The sequence below is a fragment of the Massilia niabensis genome (assembly GCF_042655085.1).
Lineage (GTDB): Bacteria > Pseudomonadota > Gammaproteobacteria > Burkholderiales > Burkholderiaceae_D > Telluria > Telluria niabensis.
This window is the reverse complement of sequence record NZ_JBHSMU010000014.1, coordinates 259,267-277,501: the sequence shown is the minus strand read 5'-3', so window position 1 is coordinate 277,501 and position 18,235 is coordinate 259,267. Positions and strand designations below refer to the sequence as shown.

The 18,235-nt window shown below is 62.2% G+C and carries 16 protein-coding genes; 6 read left to right on the top strand and 10 right to left on the bottom strand.

Features of this window, described 5'->3' with window-relative positions:
- Nucleotides 1–32: 32 nt before the first annotated feature.
- Nucleotides 33–482, top strand: a complete 450-nt coding sequence (smpB, locus tag ACFPN5_RS14395; RefSeq protein ID WP_379784411.1) for an SsrA-binding protein SmpB — start codon at nucleotides 33–35, stop codon at nucleotides 480–482.
- Between the two features lie 44 nt (nucleotides 483–526).
- Here the strand turns inward: smpB and ACFPN5_RS14390 are convergent, their stop codons facing one another.
- A complete protein-coding gene (locus ACFPN5_RS14390) occupies nucleotides 527–1,693 on the bottom strand; it encodes a multidrug effflux MFS transporter (protein ID WP_379784409.1) in 1,167 nt (388 codons plus the stop codon).
- 90 nt (nucleotides 1,694–1,783) lie between these two features.
- Complete coding sequence (locus tag ACFPN5_RS14385; RefSeq protein ID WP_379784407.1) at nucleotides 1,784–2,710, bottom strand: helix-turn-helix domain-containing protein; 927 nt, start codon at nucleotides 2,708–2,710, stop codon at nucleotides 1,784–1,786.
- Nucleotides 2,711–2,968: 258 nt separating this feature from the next.
- Between ACFPN5_RS14385 and ACFPN5_RS14380 the strand changes: the two genes are divergently transcribed.
- On the top strand, nucleotides 2,969–5,962 hold the full coding sequence (locus ACFPN5_RS14380; RefSeq protein ID WP_379784405.1) for a sensor histidine kinase: 2,994 nt from the start codon (nucleotides 2,969–2,971) through the stop codon (nucleotides 5,960–5,962).
- An 85-nt stretch (nucleotides 5,963–6,047) separates the two neighbouring features.
- On the opposite strand, the gene ACFPN5_RS14375 is transcribed toward ACFPN5_RS14380, so the two are convergent.
- The 5 genes from ACFPN5_RS14375 to ACFPN5_RS14355 all read right to left on the bottom strand — a co-directional run bounded on the left by ACFPN5_RS14375 (nucleotide 6,048) and on the right by ACFPN5_RS14355 (nucleotide 10,483).
- Nucleotides 6,048–7,847, bottom strand: coding sequence for an amidohydrolase (locus ACFPN5_RS14375; protein ID WP_379784403.1), 1,800 nt, complete (start codon nucleotides 7,845–7,847; stop codon nucleotides 6,048–6,050).
- A 129-nt stretch (nucleotides 7,848–7,976) separates the two neighbouring features.
- Entirely contained in the window at nucleotides 7,977–8,597 is a 621-nt protein-coding gene (locus ACFPN5_RS14370; protein ID WP_379784401.1) for a response regulator transcription factor, read from the bottom strand.
- Nucleotides 8,594–9,766 carry a sensor histidine kinase gene (locus ACFPN5_RS14365; RefSeq protein ID WP_379784399.1) on the bottom strand — a complete coding sequence of 391 codons (1,173 nt, stop codon included), beginning with the start codon at nucleotides 9,764–9,766 and terminating at the stop codon, nucleotides 8,594–8,596. The genes ACFPN5_RS14370 and ACFPN5_RS14365 overlap by 4 nt, the downstream gene beginning before the upstream one ends.
- On the bottom strand, nucleotides 9,763–10,203 hold the full coding sequence (locus ACFPN5_RS14360; RefSeq protein ID WP_379784397.1) for a response regulator transcription factor: 441 nt from the start codon (nucleotides 10,201–10,203) through the stop codon (nucleotides 9,763–9,765). Before ACFPN5_RS14360 ends, ACFPN5_RS14365 begins: the two co-directional genes overlap by 4 nt.
- A complete protein-coding gene (locus ACFPN5_RS14355) occupies nucleotides 10,193–10,483 on the bottom strand; it encodes a XapX domain-containing protein (protein WP_379784395.1) in 291 nt (96 codons plus the stop codon). Before ACFPN5_RS14355 ends, ACFPN5_RS14360 begins: the two co-directional genes overlap by 11 nt.
- 319 nt (nucleotides 10,484–10,802) lie before the next feature.
- On the opposite strand from ACFPN5_RS14355, the gene ACFPN5_RS14350 reads away from it, so the two are divergent.
- The gene (locus ACFPN5_RS14350) at nucleotides 10,803–12,833 is read left to right on the top strand and encodes a sensor histidine kinase (protein WP_379784393.1); all 2,031 of its coding nucleotides are present in this window, start codon (nucleotides 10,803–10,805) and stop codon (nucleotides 12,831–12,833) included.
- A 35-nt stretch (nucleotides 12,834–12,868) separates the two neighbouring features.
- Complete coding sequence (locus ACFPN5_RS14345) at nucleotides 12,869–13,504, top strand: response regulator (RefSeq protein ID WP_379784391.1); 636 nt, start codon at nucleotides 12,869–12,871, stop codon at nucleotides 13,502–13,504.
- On the opposite strand, the gene ACFPN5_RS14340 is transcribed toward ACFPN5_RS14345, so the two are convergent.
- From ACFPN5_RS14340 to ACFPN5_RS14330, 3 genes are all read right to left on the bottom strand, one after another.
- The gene (locus ACFPN5_RS14340; RefSeq protein WP_379784389.1) at nucleotides 13,489–13,878 is read right to left on the bottom strand and encodes a DUF1622 domain-containing protein; all 390 of its coding nucleotides are present in this window, start codon (nucleotides 13,876–13,878) and stop codon (nucleotides 13,489–13,491) included. The genes ACFPN5_RS14345 and ACFPN5_RS14340 overlap by 16 nt on opposite strands.
- A gap of 80 nt (nucleotides 13,879–13,958) precedes the next feature.
- On the bottom strand, nucleotides 13,959–14,645 hold the full coding sequence (locus ACFPN5_RS14335) for a hydrolase (protein WP_379784387.1): 687 nt from the start codon (nucleotides 14,643–14,645) through the stop codon (nucleotides 13,959–13,961).
- 113 nt (nucleotides 14,646–14,758) lie between these two features.
- On the bottom strand, nucleotides 14,759–15,442 hold the full coding sequence (locus ACFPN5_RS14330) for a YoaK family protein (RefSeq protein WP_379784385.1): 684 nt from the start codon (nucleotides 15,440–15,442) through the stop codon (nucleotides 14,759–14,761).
- 249 nt (nucleotides 15,443–15,691) lie between these two features.
- Between ACFPN5_RS14330 and ACFPN5_RS14325 the strand changes: the two genes are divergently transcribed.
- A complete protein-coding gene (locus ACFPN5_RS14325; protein ID WP_379784383.1) occupies nucleotides 15,692–16,318 on the top strand; it encodes a response regulator in 627 nt (208 codons plus the stop codon).
- Between the two features lie 14 nt (nucleotides 16,319–16,332).
- Entirely contained in the window at nucleotides 16,333–18,210 is a 1,878-nt protein-coding gene (locus tag ACFPN5_RS14320) for an amidohydrolase (protein ID WP_379784381.1), read from the top strand.
- The last annotated feature ends 25 nt before the right edge of the window (nucleotides 18,211–18,235 follow it).

The window sequence follows — 18,235 nt, the reverse complement described above, 5'->3', positions numbered from 1 at the left end:
AGTTTAACCGACCCGCGAATTTTCGCTATTTCATGAGCATCGCTGACAATAAAAAAGCATTTTTCGACTACTTCATCGAGGACCGCTACGAAGCGGGCCTGATGCTGGAAGGTTGGGAAGTCAAAGCCATCCGCGACGGCCGCGTGAACATCAAGGAAGCCTACGTCGTCGTGCGTGGCGACGAGCTGTTCCTGTTCGGCGCGCACATCAGCGCCCTGAGCACCGCGTCCGCCTTCAGCCACCCGGAAGCCCTGCGCACCCGTAAACTCCTGCTGCACCGCGCCGAGATCGACAAGCTGCGCGGCAAGGTCGAGCGCTCGGGCTATACGCTCGTGCCGCTGAACCTGCACTTCAAGGGAGGCCGCATCAAATGCGAAGTGGGCCTCGCCAAGGGCAAGAAGCAGCACGACAAGCGGGCCACCGAGAAGGATCGCGACGCCAAGCGCGAAGTGCAGGCGGCGCTGAAGACGCACAAGCGTTAAGCAATCGTGGGCCGGGACGCATGCGTCCCGGCCCACGCGCTACATCACGCCAGCTTGCTCAACCTCCAAGCGGCAAAGCTCCCCGCCAGCCCCACCCCCACTCCGCACGCCAGCTTGAACGCACTGTCGAACAACAGCGGCGCAACGAGCCCGGACACCAGCGCGAACGACATCATCTGGATGAACCCGAGCATCGACGAGGCCAGGCCGCGGTTGTCCGGGAACAGCCCGAGTGCGTTCATCTGGATCGCCGGCATCGCCACCGCCAGGCCGAAGGTGTAGATCGCCAGCGGCAGCACCGCCCACGGCACCGCTGCCGGGAACAGCGCGTTGTAGCCGATATTGATCACCGCCGCGACCAGCATGGTGCCGAAGCCGATCCACTTCATCTTGCCTGGCGCCATGGTCGCGGCACGCTTGCCGCCCCAGCCCGAGCCCAGCACCATGCCGCCGATGAGCGGGATGAACATCCAGGCGAAGGCCGTCTCCGGCAGGCCGAGGATCTCCATCACGAAGTTCGCCGCCGAGCCGATGTAGAGCGACAGGCCGCCGAAGGCCAGGCCCACCGACAGCGACAGCAGCAGGAACTGCGGATGGCGCAGCACCAACATGTAGTTGCGCGCGATCGTGCCCGGGTGGAAGGCCTGGCGCTTCTCGGGCGGCAGGCTTTCGGGAAGCAAGCGCAGGGTCATCGCGATCAGGAGCACGCCGAAGGCGGCCAGGAACAGGAAGGTCGAGCGCCAGCCGAAGTGCACGTGCAGCCAGCCGCCGATGATCGGGGCGATCGCCGGCGCAAGCCCGAACACCATCATCATGTTCGACATCATCTTCTGGGCCTCGGCACCCTTCAGGCGGTCCTGGACGATCGCCTGGCCCACCACTGAACCGGCGCCGGCCGACAGGCCCTGCAGCGCGCGGCAGGCCAGCAGCCAGCCGAAGCTCGGCGCAAAGACGGCCCCGATCGAGCCGATCGTGTAGAGCACCAGGGAAACGAGGATCACGCGGCGCCGGCCGAAGGAATCGGACAGGGTGCCGTAGAACAGCATCATGAAGGCGAAGGTAAACAGGAAGACGGAGAGCGTCTGCTGTACGGCGACGGTGCCGACCCCGAATTCGCGTCCGATGGCAGGCATGGACGGCAGGTAGGTGTCAATGGCGAGGGCGCCCGCCATGCCGAGGCATGCGAGGACGACGGTGAGTGTTCTGTACATCAAAAGCCTTTTAAAACAAAGCGCGCCGCAACAGGCGGCGCGGGAGGCGGCGATTGTACAGAGATTTCCGTCAGGCCATCGGAGGCAGGATCACTCCGGCCCTTTCAGGCAGATCGGCGCCGCACCATGCAGGCGCCGCCACACACTCAGGGGCACGCCCTCCGCGCGCCGGAACTCTCGCGCCAGGTGGCTCTGGTCGGCGAAGCCGCAGCTGTGCGCGATATCGGCCAGCGTTCGGCCCGTGCGCACCATCAGTTCCCGGGCGCGTGCCAGGCGGCGTTCGACCAGCCAGCGATGCGGCGTAATGCCGGTGCTGGCCTTGAAGGCCCGGCCGAACTGACTGACCGACAGCTGGCAGAGCGTAGCCAGTTCGATAACACCGACCCCGCTCTGCAGGTTCGCCTCGATATACTCTTTCACACGCGCTTCCTGCCAGCCGGCCAGGCCGCCGCGCGGGCCAGGCACCGTCTCGCACCGGCCCTCGTACCTGGCACGCAAGTGGCGGTGCACAGCCAGCAGCAGCGATTCCAGGAACAGCTCGGTTGCCGGGCCGGCAGGATCGACCGACACGCGGGCGATCTGCGCCAGGTGGGCCAGTACCGGATCCTCGGCCCCGTTCAGGGTCGGCAGATCGCCCAGGCGCGCAGTATCGTCGGCTTCGGAGATGTCGTCGAGCGCCGCGCGCGGCAGGTAGATCTGCACGCACTCGTAATCGGAAACCAGGTTCGCTGTTGGCCGTGTACGCAGGTCGAGCATGGTTAGTGCACCCGGGGCATACGGCTTGACGTCAATGCTTCGCCCGTCCAGCCACAACTGATGGCCGACCAGACGGCGCAGCTGCACTGCCAGCAGTAGTGCGGGTTCGGCGGGGATGGCATCGGTCATGCCGGTGCCGGGACCGTCGTAACGCAAGTGGGTAACGGCAATGCGGTTCTCCAGCACCGCGCTGCGCACAGCCGGCGGCGTGCTCCGCAGGTTGAAATACTCGCCCATTGCCTGGCCATAAGCCTTGCCCATCCGTTCTCCGTGTTCCTGGGGCGCCGCGCTTGTGACATGCTTTATCAAGCGTGTGCCGATGTTTGCGATAGCCGTTTTGTACCGGTCCTGGCGGTTTCGTTCTATCCGTAGTGTTTACGTTCATTATAATGAAAGGCTAACACTACCCGTAAAGCACGGTTCGGGCCGTCCCGACATGGTCTGCTTTCTTCCGGGCGGTAGTCTCATCAAGCGGCCTTTCCCTAAAGCGATCGCAGCAAACAGTAAAAGAAACAAAAGATGCGCACATGTTCCAGCTCCCTGATCAGTCGAGTTCTGCTCTTATTGCTCGTTTACCTCTCTACCCTGCCAGCGGCACATGCCCTTGACCCCACGATCCCCCTGGGTGGCTACCGCCATGAGCGCTGGAGTCAAGTCGACGGCGCCCCTGGCCTGATCGATGCAATTGCTCAGACGGAGGACGGCTGGTTGTGGATGGCAAGCCGCCGCGCAGGTCTCTACCGTTTTGACGGGGTCCGGTTCATCCGCTACACGAGCGCGGACGGAAGCCGGCTGCAGAATACTGGCATCAGCGCCTTACAGTCCGGAAGGAACAATTCACTTTGGATCGGCCACGGGATCGGTGGGCTCAGTGTCCTGCGCGGCGGTCGACTGCACCACATCCTCACGCCTGACAAGACCGACAGCGTCTTTGCCATTACGCATGCAAACAACAACAGTACCTGGATTGCGACTGGCCGTGGCTTGTTCGAAGTCCGGGACGACAAGGCAACACGCGTCGATAAAGCCAGGGGTTATGGCGGTGCCCGCAGCGAATATGTGATGGCCGACAGCCAGGGCCGTGTCTGGGCTGCCGACGGCATCAATCTCTACGTCCTGGAATCCGGAAGCACGGTATTTCGCCGGGTACGGCAGGTTTCAGTCAACCCCATGATGATCGAGGCGCCAGACGGCAGTGTTTGGCTTGTACTCGGCAAGCGGTTTGAAAGACTGACGCCTGCAACGACCGGGCGAAGCCCGCGACAATCCCGGCGAGGCAATATGTATCAGTCCGCCTTTGACGCAGATGGAAATGTTTGGACTGGCAATTGCCCTGTTGGGCTGTGTGTAGTGCGCTCCGATACCTGGAAAGAGAGTGCGAGCTTCGACCTCATGTCGAGCAAGGAACGGCTGGATCAGCCGTGGCAGATGACCAGCCTCCGGGTGCTTTCGGTCTTCGTCGATCGTGAACATAATGTATGGGTCGGTACTGCCGGAGGCATAGAGCGACTGCGCGACCAACCCGTGCATATGATCGAGGAACTGATCGATCGTGGAGCTGCCCTGGCGCTGCCACATCCGGACGGCCGAATCGTTGTGCTTGAAAGATGGCGATTGAATGGCACAGTCGGCCTATCGGACATGGTAGATGGCAAACTCGTTCCCAGCGACAACCCCCTGCATGTGCAAGTCATGGCCCGAGCGCCCGACGGTAGCCTGGTACTGGCAGGAAGCCGTGGAATCGAACGACAGTACGCCGGCAGTGCAAAGAAAATTCCCTTCCCGCCAATTAATTTACCTGCCGGGCAGATTCCTACGTTTCGCACCATAGCAGCCGGCAACGATGAATTATGGCTGCGCATTTCGCAGCACGGCACGTGGCGCTTTCATCAAGACAAGTGGGTGCAGTTCAAGGAGATGATCAGGCCCGCGATCGCTGTCGGTGGCTCAGGCGAAATGTATGTCAACAGCGGCAATGAGTTATCCGTCTTCGAAGGCGACCATATACGGAAAATTAGTACGGAAAATCCTGATATTGGCCACGTCGAGTATATCCATGCTGTTGGAGAAGTCTTGGTGTCCGGAACCCGGGGCAACGGCGTGATCAGAAATAACCGGTTGGAGCTGATTCGCATTCCCGCTTTCAAAGGGCCGGCAGTGATAAGTGGAATCGCGCGTGGACAGGATGGTCAGTATTGGCTGAATTCTTCCCAAGGTCTGCTACAGGTCTCGGAAGACAACTGGAAACGTACGATGCGCAACCCTGAATTGCCATTAAAAGGAGAGCTTTTCGACGCTCTCGATGGCTATACTGGCGAAGGTGAGGCGATCCTGCTTGCTGATACGGCTTTCGTCGCCGGCGACGGCAAGCTCTGGCTGGCTGGAGAACGTGGCCTGGCATGGCTCGACCCAGGTAAACTGCAACCGAACAAGGTCACGGCGAATGTCGAGATACTGCGATTAAGCTCGGGAGGAAAAAGCTACCTGCCGGGTGCCCTGATCAAGCTTGGCAATGGGTCGCAAGACGTGGAAATTGATTACTCGTCTCCAAGCCTTCGTATTCCGCAGCGCGTTCAGTTCCGATACAGGATGGTTGGCGTCGATGAACAATGGGTCGATGCAGGCGCGCGCCGAACCGCTTTCTACCAAAGCCTCGCGCCTGGAAACTATACATTCGAAGTCGTGGCGCTGAATGAAAACGGACTGCCCAGCCCCCAGGTGAGTTCGCTGCGCTTGCAAATAACGCCTTACATGACGCAGACGTGGTGGTTTTATGCCTTCTGCGCTGCGGTCCTGGTGCTGATCCTGCTGTTGATGTATCGGATGCGCATGCGCCACCTGGCCGCACGGCTTGAAGAGCGCTTCGAGATTCGCTCCAAGGAGCGTGAGTCGATTGCGCGCGCCCTCCACGATACGTTCCTGCAGAGCTTGCAAGGTTTATTCTTCAGCATGCAAGCGGTGATGACCAGGCTTCCCCCTGGCAGCCCGGCCCGTGTCGAGTTCGACACCTTGCTCGAACGTGCAAGGCGCGTGCTGGCAGAGGGACGCGACGAGGTCAAAGGCCTGCGCAGCGAGTTTGGATCGGATGAAGACTTCTGGGAAGCGCTGCAACGCGACATTGCGTTGATCATTCCCGACAGTAGCGAGCGTGTCCAGATCACAGGGCCCAAGGGAATCGATTCGCTGCATACGCAGATCCACCACGATGTCTATGCCGTCGTGCGTGAAGCGGCTGTCAATGCGTTGCGGCACACACAAAGCATGGTCGTCATCCATGCCTCGCCTGATCCAAAGGCATTCGTTGTATCGGTAACGGATCGTGGCCCCGGATTGGGGCCCTACAAGGCCGGCAAGCACAGCCACTACGGCCTGCAAGGGATGCGTGAACATGCTGCACAAATCGGCGGGCGCCTCGATATCGAAGACATCGAGGGGGGCGGTACACGCGTCACCCTGTGCATCGCTGCGAAGCTGGCCTACGTCGATCCGGACAAGAATCTCAGGGCGGGCTGAGCGGTGCCTGCCCCGGGATCGGGCAGGTATCGCCCGGACCGGAAGCACCGCCCGCCGGGGTGAAACGAATTTGCAGGTGAGCGAATTACCGACGATTCTGATAGCCGCCGAAGACCGTGACCGGACTCCACGCCGGAGAAATCCGGGGCAGCGACGGTGACAGGGGCGCGTACTCACCCGCGCCATACACCACCTTGCCGTTAACGACGGTCAGCACGCTCTCGAAGTTTTTAATCTCTTCGGTATTGACCGTGAAGTAATCCTTCGGCAGCACGACAAAGTCGGCGTACTGGCCGCGCTTGATCGTCCCTTTGACCTTTTCTTCACCGCTCATCCAGGCCGAGCCGGTTGTCATCAGCTTCAGGGCCTCGTGGCGGGTCAGGAGATCCCGCTCCTGCCAGGTCTTCATGCCGCCCGCGGTTTTACCGGTAACGGCCCAATAGATCGAGGGCCAGGGGTTGTAGCTCGACACCCGCGTGCCATCCGTGCCCAGGCCCACCGGAACCTTCATTTCCAGCATTTTGCGGATCGGGGGCATCTGGCGTACCTGCGCCCCATAACGTTTCCAGTACGACTCCCCCTGGAAGTGCATGCGGTTTTGCACGGCAACGCCGCCGCCCAGTTTCTTGATACGTGCCAGCTGCGCATCCGTGATGGTCTCGCCGTGGTCGACGATGAAACGCAGCCCGTTCAACGGCGTTTTCGCGTTGACTTTTTCGATGACGGCCAGGTCGCGGTCAATACTCTCGCCGTAGGTGGCATGCAGGCGGAATGGCCAGCGGTTCTTCACGAGCAGGCTCACCACCTGTTCCAGTTCTGCTTCCATCGAGGCCGGCAGGTCGGGGCGTGGCTCGAGGAAGTTTTCGAAGTCGGCCGCGCTTGCGACCAGGTTTTCGCCACCGCCTTCGGCCGAGAAGCCGTTCGCATAAAACATGTGGTCGTTCTTGTTCGGGTGGGTCATCGCCACCCAGCGCTGGAAGTCTTCGAGCTCCTTGCCCGCTTTCTGCGCGAACAGGTAGTACGAGGTGCGTACGGTCAGCTTGCCGCCGCGCGCCAGTTCCAGGGTCACTACGTAGTCATCCGGATAGTTCTGGAACCCGCCACCGGCATCGATCGCACTGGTGACGCCCAGGCGGTTGAGCTCACGGTAGTACTGCAGCGTCGAGTTGAGCTGGTCTTCACGGCCCAGCGTGTTCGTCTTGGCCAGAGTCGAATACAGGATGAGGGCATTCGGTTTCGCAATCAGTTTGCCGGTCGGATTTCCGCTGGCGTCCAGCTCCACGACGCCATCCTTGTACTTCGTGTCCTTGTCATAGCCCAGCGTCTCGACGCCCTTCTTGTTCAGGAAGCCCAGGCCATACAGGTAAAGGATGAAGACAGGCTTGTCCGGCACGGCAGCGTTGATTTCCTCGAGCGTCGGCAAGCGCTTTTCCTCGAACTGGTATTCGTTCCAGCCGCCGACCACCTTGACCCATTGCCCATCGGGCGTGCGTTCGCCCTGCTCCTTGAGCATCGCCAGCGCGCGCTTGAGCGACGTGACGCCATCCCAGCGCAGTTCCATGTTGTAGTTCAGGCCCTCGCGGATCACATGGGTGTGCGAGTCGTTCAGGCCCGGAATGACGGTGCGCCCGCGGGCATCGATGACCTGGGTGCCGGCGTGCCGGTGCTTCAGGATGCGGGCATTGCTCCCCGTCGCCAGGATTTTCCCATCCTTCACGGCGATTGCCTGGGTGAACTCGCCTTCGCGCGTCATCGTGGCGACTTTGCCGTTCGTGAGAATCAGGTCGGCCTGACCCTGGGCCTGCGCGATCGCGGCCAAAGACAGGCCGAGGCTGACCGCCAGGACCTGGAGGGACGCGCCAGCGGCGCGCTTGATGATACTCATGGTGTTTTCACTTTCTTCGTTGGCATGCGTGGAAGCCTGATGCGGGGCAGGACTGCGACAGTCGTCACGATAGCGGCTACCCGTCGAGCCGGCCCCTGTCATTTGTCAGGGCCTGCCGGCAGGGGCAGCTCAGCGGCTGCCGGACTGTGTAATCTGGAGGCGCTCGGCGTAACGCACCAGGTCCGGCAAGGAGCGCGCAGCCATTTTTTCCATCACGTTGCGCTTGTGGATCTTCGCCATGATTTCGCTGACTCCCAGCACATGGGCAACCTGCTTGATGAGCAGCCCCCCGATGACCAGCGCCATCGTCTCCCGTTCCCGCGGCGTCAGGCTGGCATGCCTGAGGCGCAAATCAGCCAGCTCGCGCCGCACGGCGTAGTTGGCCTCATCGAAAGCCAGCGCGTCGCGCACGGCACATAGCAGGTCGCCGGGGATGACCGGCTTGGTCAGGAATTCTATGGCCCCGGCCTTCATTGCCTGCACCGTCAGCGGGATGGAGCCGTACCCGGTCATGAAGATGATGGGAATCGCCAGGCCCTGCCGCGCAAGCTCCGCGGCGATGTCCAGGCCGCTGGACTCCGGCATGGCCATGTCGCAGATCAGGCAGGACGGTGCATCCGGCTTTTCGGCCGCGAAGAAAGCGCTGCCCGTGGCGAAGTCGCACGCGTCAAAGCCCTCTGCCATGAGCAGGTTCATGACCGAGCTGCGTACAGCGTGGTCATCGTCGACAACGTAGACAACTGGTTTCATGTTGATTCTCCTGGCCGGTCCCAGCAAGAGACTATGCCTGCCGGTTCCGCCAGTGTAAAGGTAACGCTACAACCATAAGGTTGCCTGCCACGCGCCCCGATCCTGCCGCCATGCCGCTCGATGATGGAACGACAGATGGCCAGCCCCATGCCGACGCCGTCAGGTTTGGTTCCGGCGAATGGCTCGAACATCTGCTCATACGTGGAGGACGTGGCAGCGCCCACGCCATTGTCCTCCACGCACACCTCGACCTGATTGCTGTCGATGGTCCGGGAGGCTATGCGAAGCATGCGCTCGCGCCCCTGGACCTCGCGCATCGCGTCGACCGCATTGCTAACGAGGTTGGCGAATACCTGCCGGAGTTGATGCGGGTCGCCTTCAAGGCTAATCGGTTGGTCTCGCAGATCAAGTTCGACTGCGATGTGGTGACGATCCAGTTCGCCACGCATGATCAGGAGAACCTGGGGAACCAGTGTGTGCAAATCGATCGGTTCCGATCGTGGGCGTCGATATGCGAGCGCTTGCAGCGTCTGGATGACCGTTCCCGCGCGCTGGCTTTGCCCGATGATCGCCCGCAGCAGTTCCTCCAGCTTGGCGGCATCCAGCGAGTCGCGTTGCAGCCGGACGAGCGCGGCCCATGCATTCGATGAGATCGACATCAGGGGCTGGTTCACTTCGTGCGCGATCACGGCGGCCATCTGGTGGACGGTGGCCCGACGCGCACCACGTGCCAGTTCCGCCTGCGCTTCGCTACGTGCACCCTCGTCCGCTTTCCGGCTGCTGATGTCGCTGACGGTGCCGACATACACCTTTCCACCCGTTTCAAGCATCGGCTGGCCGATCACGGAAAGGTGGCGGGTCTCGCCGTTCGCGGCGACTATCCGATATTCGAAACGCGCTGTGCGCTGCTGCGCTACCGCCTCGCCGAGCGTGCGGATGACATGGTTGCGGTCACGGGGGTCGATATGCTGCACCAGTGCGTCGAAATCGCTGGCGGAGACGCAGGGATCGAGCTCGTAGATCCGGCAGAACCCGGCCGAGCAGTTCACGACGCCCTGCCCTACATCCCAGGTCCAGCTGCCGCTCTGGTTGATCCGTTCACCGATCAGGAGCAGTGTCCGGCTGTCCAGCGGGCCGTCCAGCGGGTAGTCGGCGGCAGCACCGCTCACGACGGCACTCGGCACGTTCCGAGCCGATCCTCCATGTACGCGCACAGCAGTTCCGGATCGACGGGCTTTCGCAACAGGGCAAGCGCGCCGGCCTGCAATGCTCGCTGCTCCATATCGTGGCCGCCATGACCGCTGATGAACAAGACCGGCAGGTCGAGTCCAAGCGCCACGCAGCGCTCCTGGATTGCAAAACCATCCATGCCACGCAGCTTGATGTCGAAAACCGCAAAATCGATAGTCTTCAGATGCGCCGAAGCGAAAAAAGCTTCGCCCGAATCGAAGACAAGTGCGTTGAAGCCGCTCGCCTCGAGCAGATTGATCATGGCGGAGCGGACAGCCGGGTCATCATCCACAACGCAGACAGTCGCGTTGTGCGGGTCGTATGCTTGCACGCAGTCCGTGGATCCGGCAGTGCCGCCGTCGCCCTCAGACCGCATGATCGCCCGCTGCCGGCTGCTTGTCCTGCCCGGCAGGCTGGGCAGGTGCCGGCGGCTGGACCCCGGTAATCTGCGCAACACATTCCGTACGAAGCCAGGCAGCCGTCACTGGCTGGCCGCTGACCAGCTTCTTTACTACGGGAAGGGCCTGCTCGCCAATCAGGATGCCGAGCAGTCCGACAAGTGCAATGGCCGGAGGCGCTGGCGAGCGCACCTGCAACAACGCGTAAATGATACCTACGAGCACACCTGCGGCGAGAGTAACGATGTAAATCTTCATGAAGTCTCCATCAGAATCGATCAATCCGTACACGGATCGCTGCCGCAGGCGTCGAATAGCTCGTATGCCAAAGGTCCGTCCGGCCGCCACCAGCTATTGGCCAGTGCCGGCTTCATCATAAGGAAGTGCGGCCAGTCCAGACAGTATCCAAAGGTATAGTGCCCGCCTGCCCGATCGACAAAATCCCCACGTTTCGCGACTACCTCGAACCTGGTACGACTTTCGTATGAACGGCTTATCGCTGCGGCGCACCATAATCAGATTGCCAACGCGCCTGCACCTGCGCGCAATCACTCTCGCACAGCGGAAAGCACGGATCATGAACCCAATCGACGCGCCATCGAAGCCGCCCAACGCCATGTCGCCATCCCCTGCCATCGTCATTCCTCCCCTGTCTGTTCAAGAGGCCTTGGCGCCAGCGACAACCCTCGCCGTGTGGGAGCGGGTTCGCCGCATGCCGGCCGGGTATTGGCGAGGGCTACAACGCTGCCGGGAGGACAAGCACGGTGTTCCGGAATTGTCGGCAGCAGCCGCTCTCGCCGGACGCATACCTCACGCCGTCATCGCAGGTGAAGTTGAGCATGCACTGGAATATGGCACGCGCAGTACCACGGCGTTGGCATGCATGCTGCTGGCGTCGATAGCGCTCGAATGCCATGACGGTGGAGACGACGCATTGGCGCTGGCCCAGGCGGCCCTGCACCTGGCGGCGCAGCCCGGGCAGGCTAACGGCAGCTGCGTCCTTGTCATGCATGCGGCCCTGGTCATGGCGCGCACGGGGGGGCTTAGTCGCGCGGCCAGCACGCTCGAGCAATTGCGCAAGGACGTGACGCTGCCCCTGGCGGCCCATGTGCACTGGGCAAGCACGGCATTCGCTGCGGGATTGCCGCTGGCCGAATTACTGCACGATCTGCAAAAGCTGGAGCGCAATCAGCCTGCCCGGCAGCTGCATGCGAACGCACAAGCCGAACTTTCGCTCCGCCTTGGTCTGGTCAAGGCACTGTCATGCCCGGCATCGACGTCAACTGTTCAGAAACCGGCCTCACAAGGGGTCCCTGGCAAGGAGCCCGGTTCGGCTTACTGGGTTACACGGTTGCAGGCGTCCTGGTACGCCGGCGATATCGACAATGCGCTTGCTGCCTCGCGCCGCGCTGCTGGGTTGATCGGTCCGTGCACGCCAGTGGCGGATGTCCTGTGTTACCACCTGTTCTCGGTCCTTGCACTTGGCCGTTCGCATGCCCCGAGCGATGCGTCGGCCCTCGATATGCATTGCTTTGCCTTGCACCGCCTCGCATGTGCCTGGCCTGCGAGCGCCGCAGCGTTCGCCGAGCTTGCAAGCGCGGTACGCGACCGATGCGGGGGCAAGACCCTGGCTGCCCTGCATGGCGTGGAGCGCGTGTGCGATGTCGCCGCCCGACGCGGTCAGCAATGGCTGGCGGCCCTGGCGTCGGAAGAGGCGGCGCTGGCCGCCTCGAACGCAGGACTGGATTCAGCAGCAACGCATTATCGCCAGCAGGCGCTTGCAAGCTACAAACGTTGGGGTGGCCTCGGCCGCGTGGAGATGCTCATCCGTGAGTGGGGGAACATGTCGCACGCTCCGGCGCAAGAGACGTGTGCCGAGAACGAGCGCGTGCGCCGTATCCAGGCAGGAGAAATCGGCCTGTCGATCGCGCATGAGGTCAACCAGCCTTTGGCGGCGATAGCGCTGCATTCATCTGCTGCGCGCAAGTGGCTTCGCCGGCCCGAGCCCAACGTCGAACGTGCGCTGGCATCGCTAGGCCTGATCAGCGAAGCCGGGCGCCATGCAGGTGAGATCGTCCGCGGTATCCAGCGCCTGGCGTCCGATCAGGAAAACGAAATTGGCTGCGTAGCGGTTGATCAAACCATCAGCGACACCCTGCGCTCTCTGCACCGTCCCTTGCGCAAGCATGGCATCGAACTGGAGCTTGCCCTGAATTTGGGTCAGGCAGTGATACACGCGAACCGCGCCCAGTTCCAGCAGGTCGTCACCAACCTGGTCGTCAATGCCATCGAAGCACTGTCCGCTACCGAGCGCTCGCTGGGACCGCGCCGGATTCGGGTCGAGTCCCGCTTGGCCCAGGTGGAGGAAGTCGAAATCATTGTCGAGGACAACGGCCCCGGGATTGCGCCCGTCAATCGGGATCGCATGTTCCGACGCCTCTTCACAACCAAACCCGACAACACCGGATTGGGATTGCCGATCAGTCTTGCGATTGTCCGCGCCCATCATGGACATATCGACTTCGAACCGCGCGAGCCCCGCGGAGCATGCTTCCGTGTCCGCTTCCCGGTGCGCGGGCCGCAGTCCTGGGCAGTGGCGGGCGAATGATATATTTGAGCCAAGAGCAGAAAGCAGGAATCCACATGACCTCCGAGAACTCGACGCCGATCCGCGTCCTCATCGCCGATGACCATCCAATGATGCGCGAAGGGATCGCTTCAGTACTGCTGGCGCAGGGCGGCATCGAGATCGTTGCCAGCGCCAGCAATGGCGAAGAGGCGATCGCACACTTCGCCCGCCACCGGCCGGACGTGTCGCTGATCGACTTGCAGATGCCGGTCAAGGATGGCCTCGAGGCGATCATCGGCATTCGCGCGCTGCAACCCGAGGCGCGCATTATCGTCCTGACGACATACAGTGGCGACGCCCGCGTCGTTGCGGCCCTGAAAGCGGGGGCCTCATCCTATCTTCTGAAAGATGTGCCGGGTGAAGAACTGGCCGCAACCGTTCGCCGTGCCTACAATGGGGCAAGCGTGCTGGCGGCGGTGGCACGGCGCGAAGTCGAGGGACACTACCCGGCCGACAAGCTGTCGGTACGTGAGCTCGACGTACTGCGGTTGGCTGCCAATGGGAATTCGAACCGGATCATTGGCGAGGCATTGTCGATCAGCGAACCGACCGTCAAGAGCCATATGAGCGCGATCCTGGTCAAGCTCGGCGCCAGCGATCGGACCCATGCAGTCACCCTGGCGCACAAGCGCGGTTACATAATCCTTTGACTCGCCGGTGGCGACGCATCACGCCGAAGTTCACTGCCGCTGCCCTCTTCCCTTAGTTCCTTGTTCAGGAAAAAATTGAGTGCGGTGCGGATGACGGCGATGGCAGCGAGCTTGCCGATCTGCTCCCAACTGGGCGCAACCGACGTGGACAGGATATCCGCAGCCAGCTGCAGCTCCAGGGCGAGTGTCAGGTAGCGCGCAAAAGCCAGGCGGATCGGCACGAGCGTTCGCTCTCCGCAGGTCAGCGTGTATTGCACAAGTCCCGCCATCACGACCAGCACGCCGACGGCAACGACGCCTGCGCCCAAGGCTTCGACCAGAAGCCTGAGCCACTGCACCCATGCGCTTACCTGCTCTTCGACGTGTTCGAACACAGTATCTTCCTCGCTCCATCGATCGTGAAACAGTACAAGCAGGAGGCGGCAGACATCTCCACGACTGCCGCCTCCGGGGCTTAGTTTGCCGGGACCGGAGCGAGCGTTTCGTGGCTGCTCTTGTTACGTGGATCAGCCTTGTGCACCATGGTGTAGGCGTAGTCGACACCCATGCCGTAGGCACCCGAGTGCTCGCGCACGATATCCATGACGGCATTGTACGAATCGCGGTGCGCCCAGTCGCGCTGCCACTCGAGCAGCACCTGCTGCCAGGTGACCGGCACCACGCCGGCCTGGATCATGCGCTGCATCGCGTAGTCGTGGGCCTCCTTGGACGTGCCGCCCGAGGCGTCGGCAACCATGTAGATCTCGTAGCCGCCTTCGAGCATGGCGCACAGGGCGAAAGTGGTATTGCATACTTCGGTCCACAGGCCCGCCACGATGACCTTTTTCTTGCCATTACGCGCCAACGCGTCGCGCACCTTCTGGTCGTCCCACGAGTTCATCGAGGTGCGCTCCAGGATCTCCTTGCCGGGGAATACGTCGAGGACTTCCGGATAGGTGTGGCCGGAGAACGACTGGGTTTCCACGGTGGTGATCGTGGTCGGGATATCGAACACCTTGGCGGCCTTGGCCAGCGCCACGGTGTTGTTCTTCAGGACCTGGCGGTCGATCGACTGGACGCCGAAGGCCATCTGCGGCTGGTGGTCGATAATGATCAGTTGCGAGTTATGCGGAGTCAGGACTTCGAGTTTTGGATTGCTCATGGGTGTTTCCTATCAGGGTGGTGGGAATTGACGGTGCCGGAGCGGCCGCTACCAGGATCGATCTTAGGGCTGCGCGGCATTTGAAATAACTATCCAAAGGTATACGTCAGGCCTCAGCTGGCTTCAGCAGGTTCCCCGACTGCGATCAAGGCGACGAGGATCAGCAGGGGCACGGCCAGCGCAAGGAAGCCATACTGGTGGAACCCGAAGGCTGCGATCACGCACCCGGCCGCGAACGACAGCAAAGGCCAGGCAAACTTGCCCAGGCGGGCATCCAGTTCAGCGTCGCGGCTACCGCGGGCATAGTCGACCGAGTCGATGACCATCTGCGTGACGTTACCGGTCATCATTGAAGTGGGCGCCAGGTGCCCCAGCAGGAGACGGCTGGTGGCGCTATGCGCGCCCATTGCCGCCGCACCGATCAAGCCGGACGCCATGGCCCAGCCGTCCGGACCCGTCGCGCCTGGAACCGAAGCCATGCCGGCCGCCATGAACAAGGCAAGCAGCAGGAGCTCGAGTACGAATGCCGGCCGCAGCGCCCTCGCTTCTCGCTGTTCGCAGGACGCGATCAGGACACGCGCGGCTGCGACCCCGGCAATGAAAGCCGGGAAGGCCAGGAATTTGAGAAGGATCGGCATGCTTCCCGGATCGGCCAGGGCCGCGCCGATCAGGATGAAGTTACCGGTCACATGCGCGGTAAACAGCCCGAACAGCGCTAAAAATCCCAGGGTGTCGACATACCCTGCCAAAAATCCCAGGCTGGTTCCCTGCAGGCGGTGACATCCTAGCTTCGTCATATGGTGCTCCTCTGAACATTGGTTCGATAAAAACAGGAACACTAGACTGCTTGCGCCTTTTTTACCCATCCCAAATGGTCAGGTGGCTCGCGATCGGGTAGGTTCGCCTTCGGGGTATCTGTTTGTATATCTAGACCCGATGTCCAGTCGTCTCGACAATGACGTTCGGTACCGCCTTGCCGGTGACGGTTTACATTGAAGAGTCAGCATATGAACATTCCAGGTCCTGCAGCGGGCGATGTGCGCATCATGGATAACACCATTTCCGTGCTGATCGCCGACGACCATCCACTCATCCTGGACGGGCTCGCGGCGCTGATCGAGTCCGAGCCTGGCTTCGTGCTGGCAGGGCGAGCCACGGACGGCGTGCAGGCGCTGGCAATGTACGCGCATCTGCGCCCGGACGTCATGCTGATCGATCTCCATATGCCTGGTGGTGGCGGCATGGAAGCCATTTCGCGCATCAGGGCACTGGATACGGAAGCCCGGATTGTCGTCCTCTCCGGCTACGAAGGCGAGGAAGACGTATTTCGTGCCCTGGATAGTGGCGCCAGCGCCTATCTGCTCAAACGGTCCGGCGCCGAACAGGTCATGCAATGCATCCGCCGGGTAGTCGAGACCGGCCGCTTCGTGCCGCCCGAGCTGGCAAGCAAACTCGCCAGGCGCATCGCATGCGATGCGCTGTCGAAGCGCGAACTGGAAATCCTGACTTACATCAGCACGGGCAAGAGCAACAAGATGGTTGCCCGTGCGGCCGGCATCGGTGTCGGCACCGTCAAATACCACGTCAACAACATCCTGTCGAAGCTGAACGTTTCATGCAGAACCGAGGCGGCATGCGTCGCCATGCAGCGCGGGCTGATCCATCCATACTGAACCGGAGCACAACAATGAACCAAGCCACCCATCGAGCAGGCAGCAGCGCGCCGCTCATCCTCGTCAACGGTTGCTTCCATACGAACGACAGGAGCAATCCACAGGCCAGCGCCGCCGCGATCCAGGACGGCAGGTTCCTTGCGGTCGGCGACAGCGATGAAGTCATGCGGCACCGTACGGACGAGAGCCAGGTGATCGACCTGAACGGCCGCACCGTGATTCCAGGCCTGAACGATTCCCATATCCACCTGATCCGCGGCGGCCTGAATTACAACCTCGAACTACGCTGGGAAGGCGTGCCCTCGCTCGCCGATGCGCTGCGCATGCTCAAGGAGCAGGCCGACCGTACCCCGAACCCGCAGTGGGTGCGCGTGGTCGGCGGCTGGAACGAATTCCAGTTTGCCGAAAAGCGCATGCCGACCATTGAAGAGATCAACCTGGCAGCGCCGGATACCCCGGTATTCGTCCTGCACCTGTACGACCGCGCGTTGCTCAACCGCGCGGCGCTGCGCGCCGTTGGCTACGACAAGAACACGCCGAATCCGCCTGGCGGCGAGATCGTCCGCGACGCCGCCGGCAACCCGACCGGCATGCTGATCGCACGACCGAACGCGATGATCCTGTACGCGACGCTGGCCAAAGGCCCTGCCCTGCCACGCGAACTGCAGGTCAATTCCACGCGCCAGTTCATGCGCGAACTGAATCGCCTCGGCGTCACCAGCGTCATCGACGCGGGCGGCGGTTTCCAGAATTATCCGGAAGACTACTCGGTCATCGACGAACTGGCGCGCGAGGATCAGCTCACGGTGCGCGTGGCCTATAACCTGTTCACCCAGAACAAGGGCAAGGAGCTGGGCGACTTCGAGAAGTGGACCGACACCGTCGAACTGCACCAGGGCACCGACTGGTATCGCCACAATGGCGCCGGCGAGATGCTGGTGTTCTCGGCCGCGGACTTCGAAGACTTCCTCGAGCCGCGCCCAGACCTGCCCGAGACCATGGAAGACGAGCTGGAAAAAGTGGTGCGCCACCTGGTGTCGCAGCGCTGGCCCTTCCGCCTGCACGCCACCTATGACGAATCGATCGACCGCATGCTCGACGTGTTCGAAAAGGTCAACCGCGACATTCCGTTCGACGGCCTGCACTGGCTGTTCGACCATGCCGAAACCATCTCGCCGAGGAACATCGACCGGGTGCGGGCGCTCGGCGGCGGCATCGCGATCCAGCATCGCATGGCGTTCCAGGGCGAGTTCTTTGTCGAGCGCTACGGGGCTGAGGCGGCCAAAGCGACGCCGCCGATCAAGCGCATGCTCGACGCCGGCATTCCTGTCGGGGGCGGCACGGACGCCACCCGCGTGGCCAGCTACAACCCCTGGACGGCCCTGTACTGGCTGGTCTCGGGCTGCACCGTCGGCGGCCTGCGCCTCTACGACGCGGGTGCGCGCCTGTCCCGCGAGACCGCCATCGAATTATGGACCAGTGGCAGCGCGTGGTTCTCGAACGACCAGGGCAAGAAAGGCCGCATCGCCGAAGGCATGCTGGCCGACCTTACCGTGCTGAGCGCCGACTTCTTCCGTATCCACGAGGAGGCCATCAAGGATATCGAGTCGGTGCTCACCATCGTCGGCGGCAGGGTCGTCTTCGGCCAGGCGGAGTTCACCGCGCTCGGCCCACCGCGGATTCCCGTGCTGCCGGACTGGTCGCCCGTGAACAAGGTTCCCGGGCACTACAGTGCGGCGCCGCCACAAGCGCTGATGCCGCTCCCGCACCAGTGCAAGAGCGCCTGCGGCGTACATGCCCACGCCCATGACCGTGCGCGCAAGTCATCAGTTCCGGTAACGAACGTGACCGGTTTCTGGGGCGCGCTGGGCTGCAACTGCTTCGCCTTCTAACTTCTTGCCAACACCCCTGAAAGGA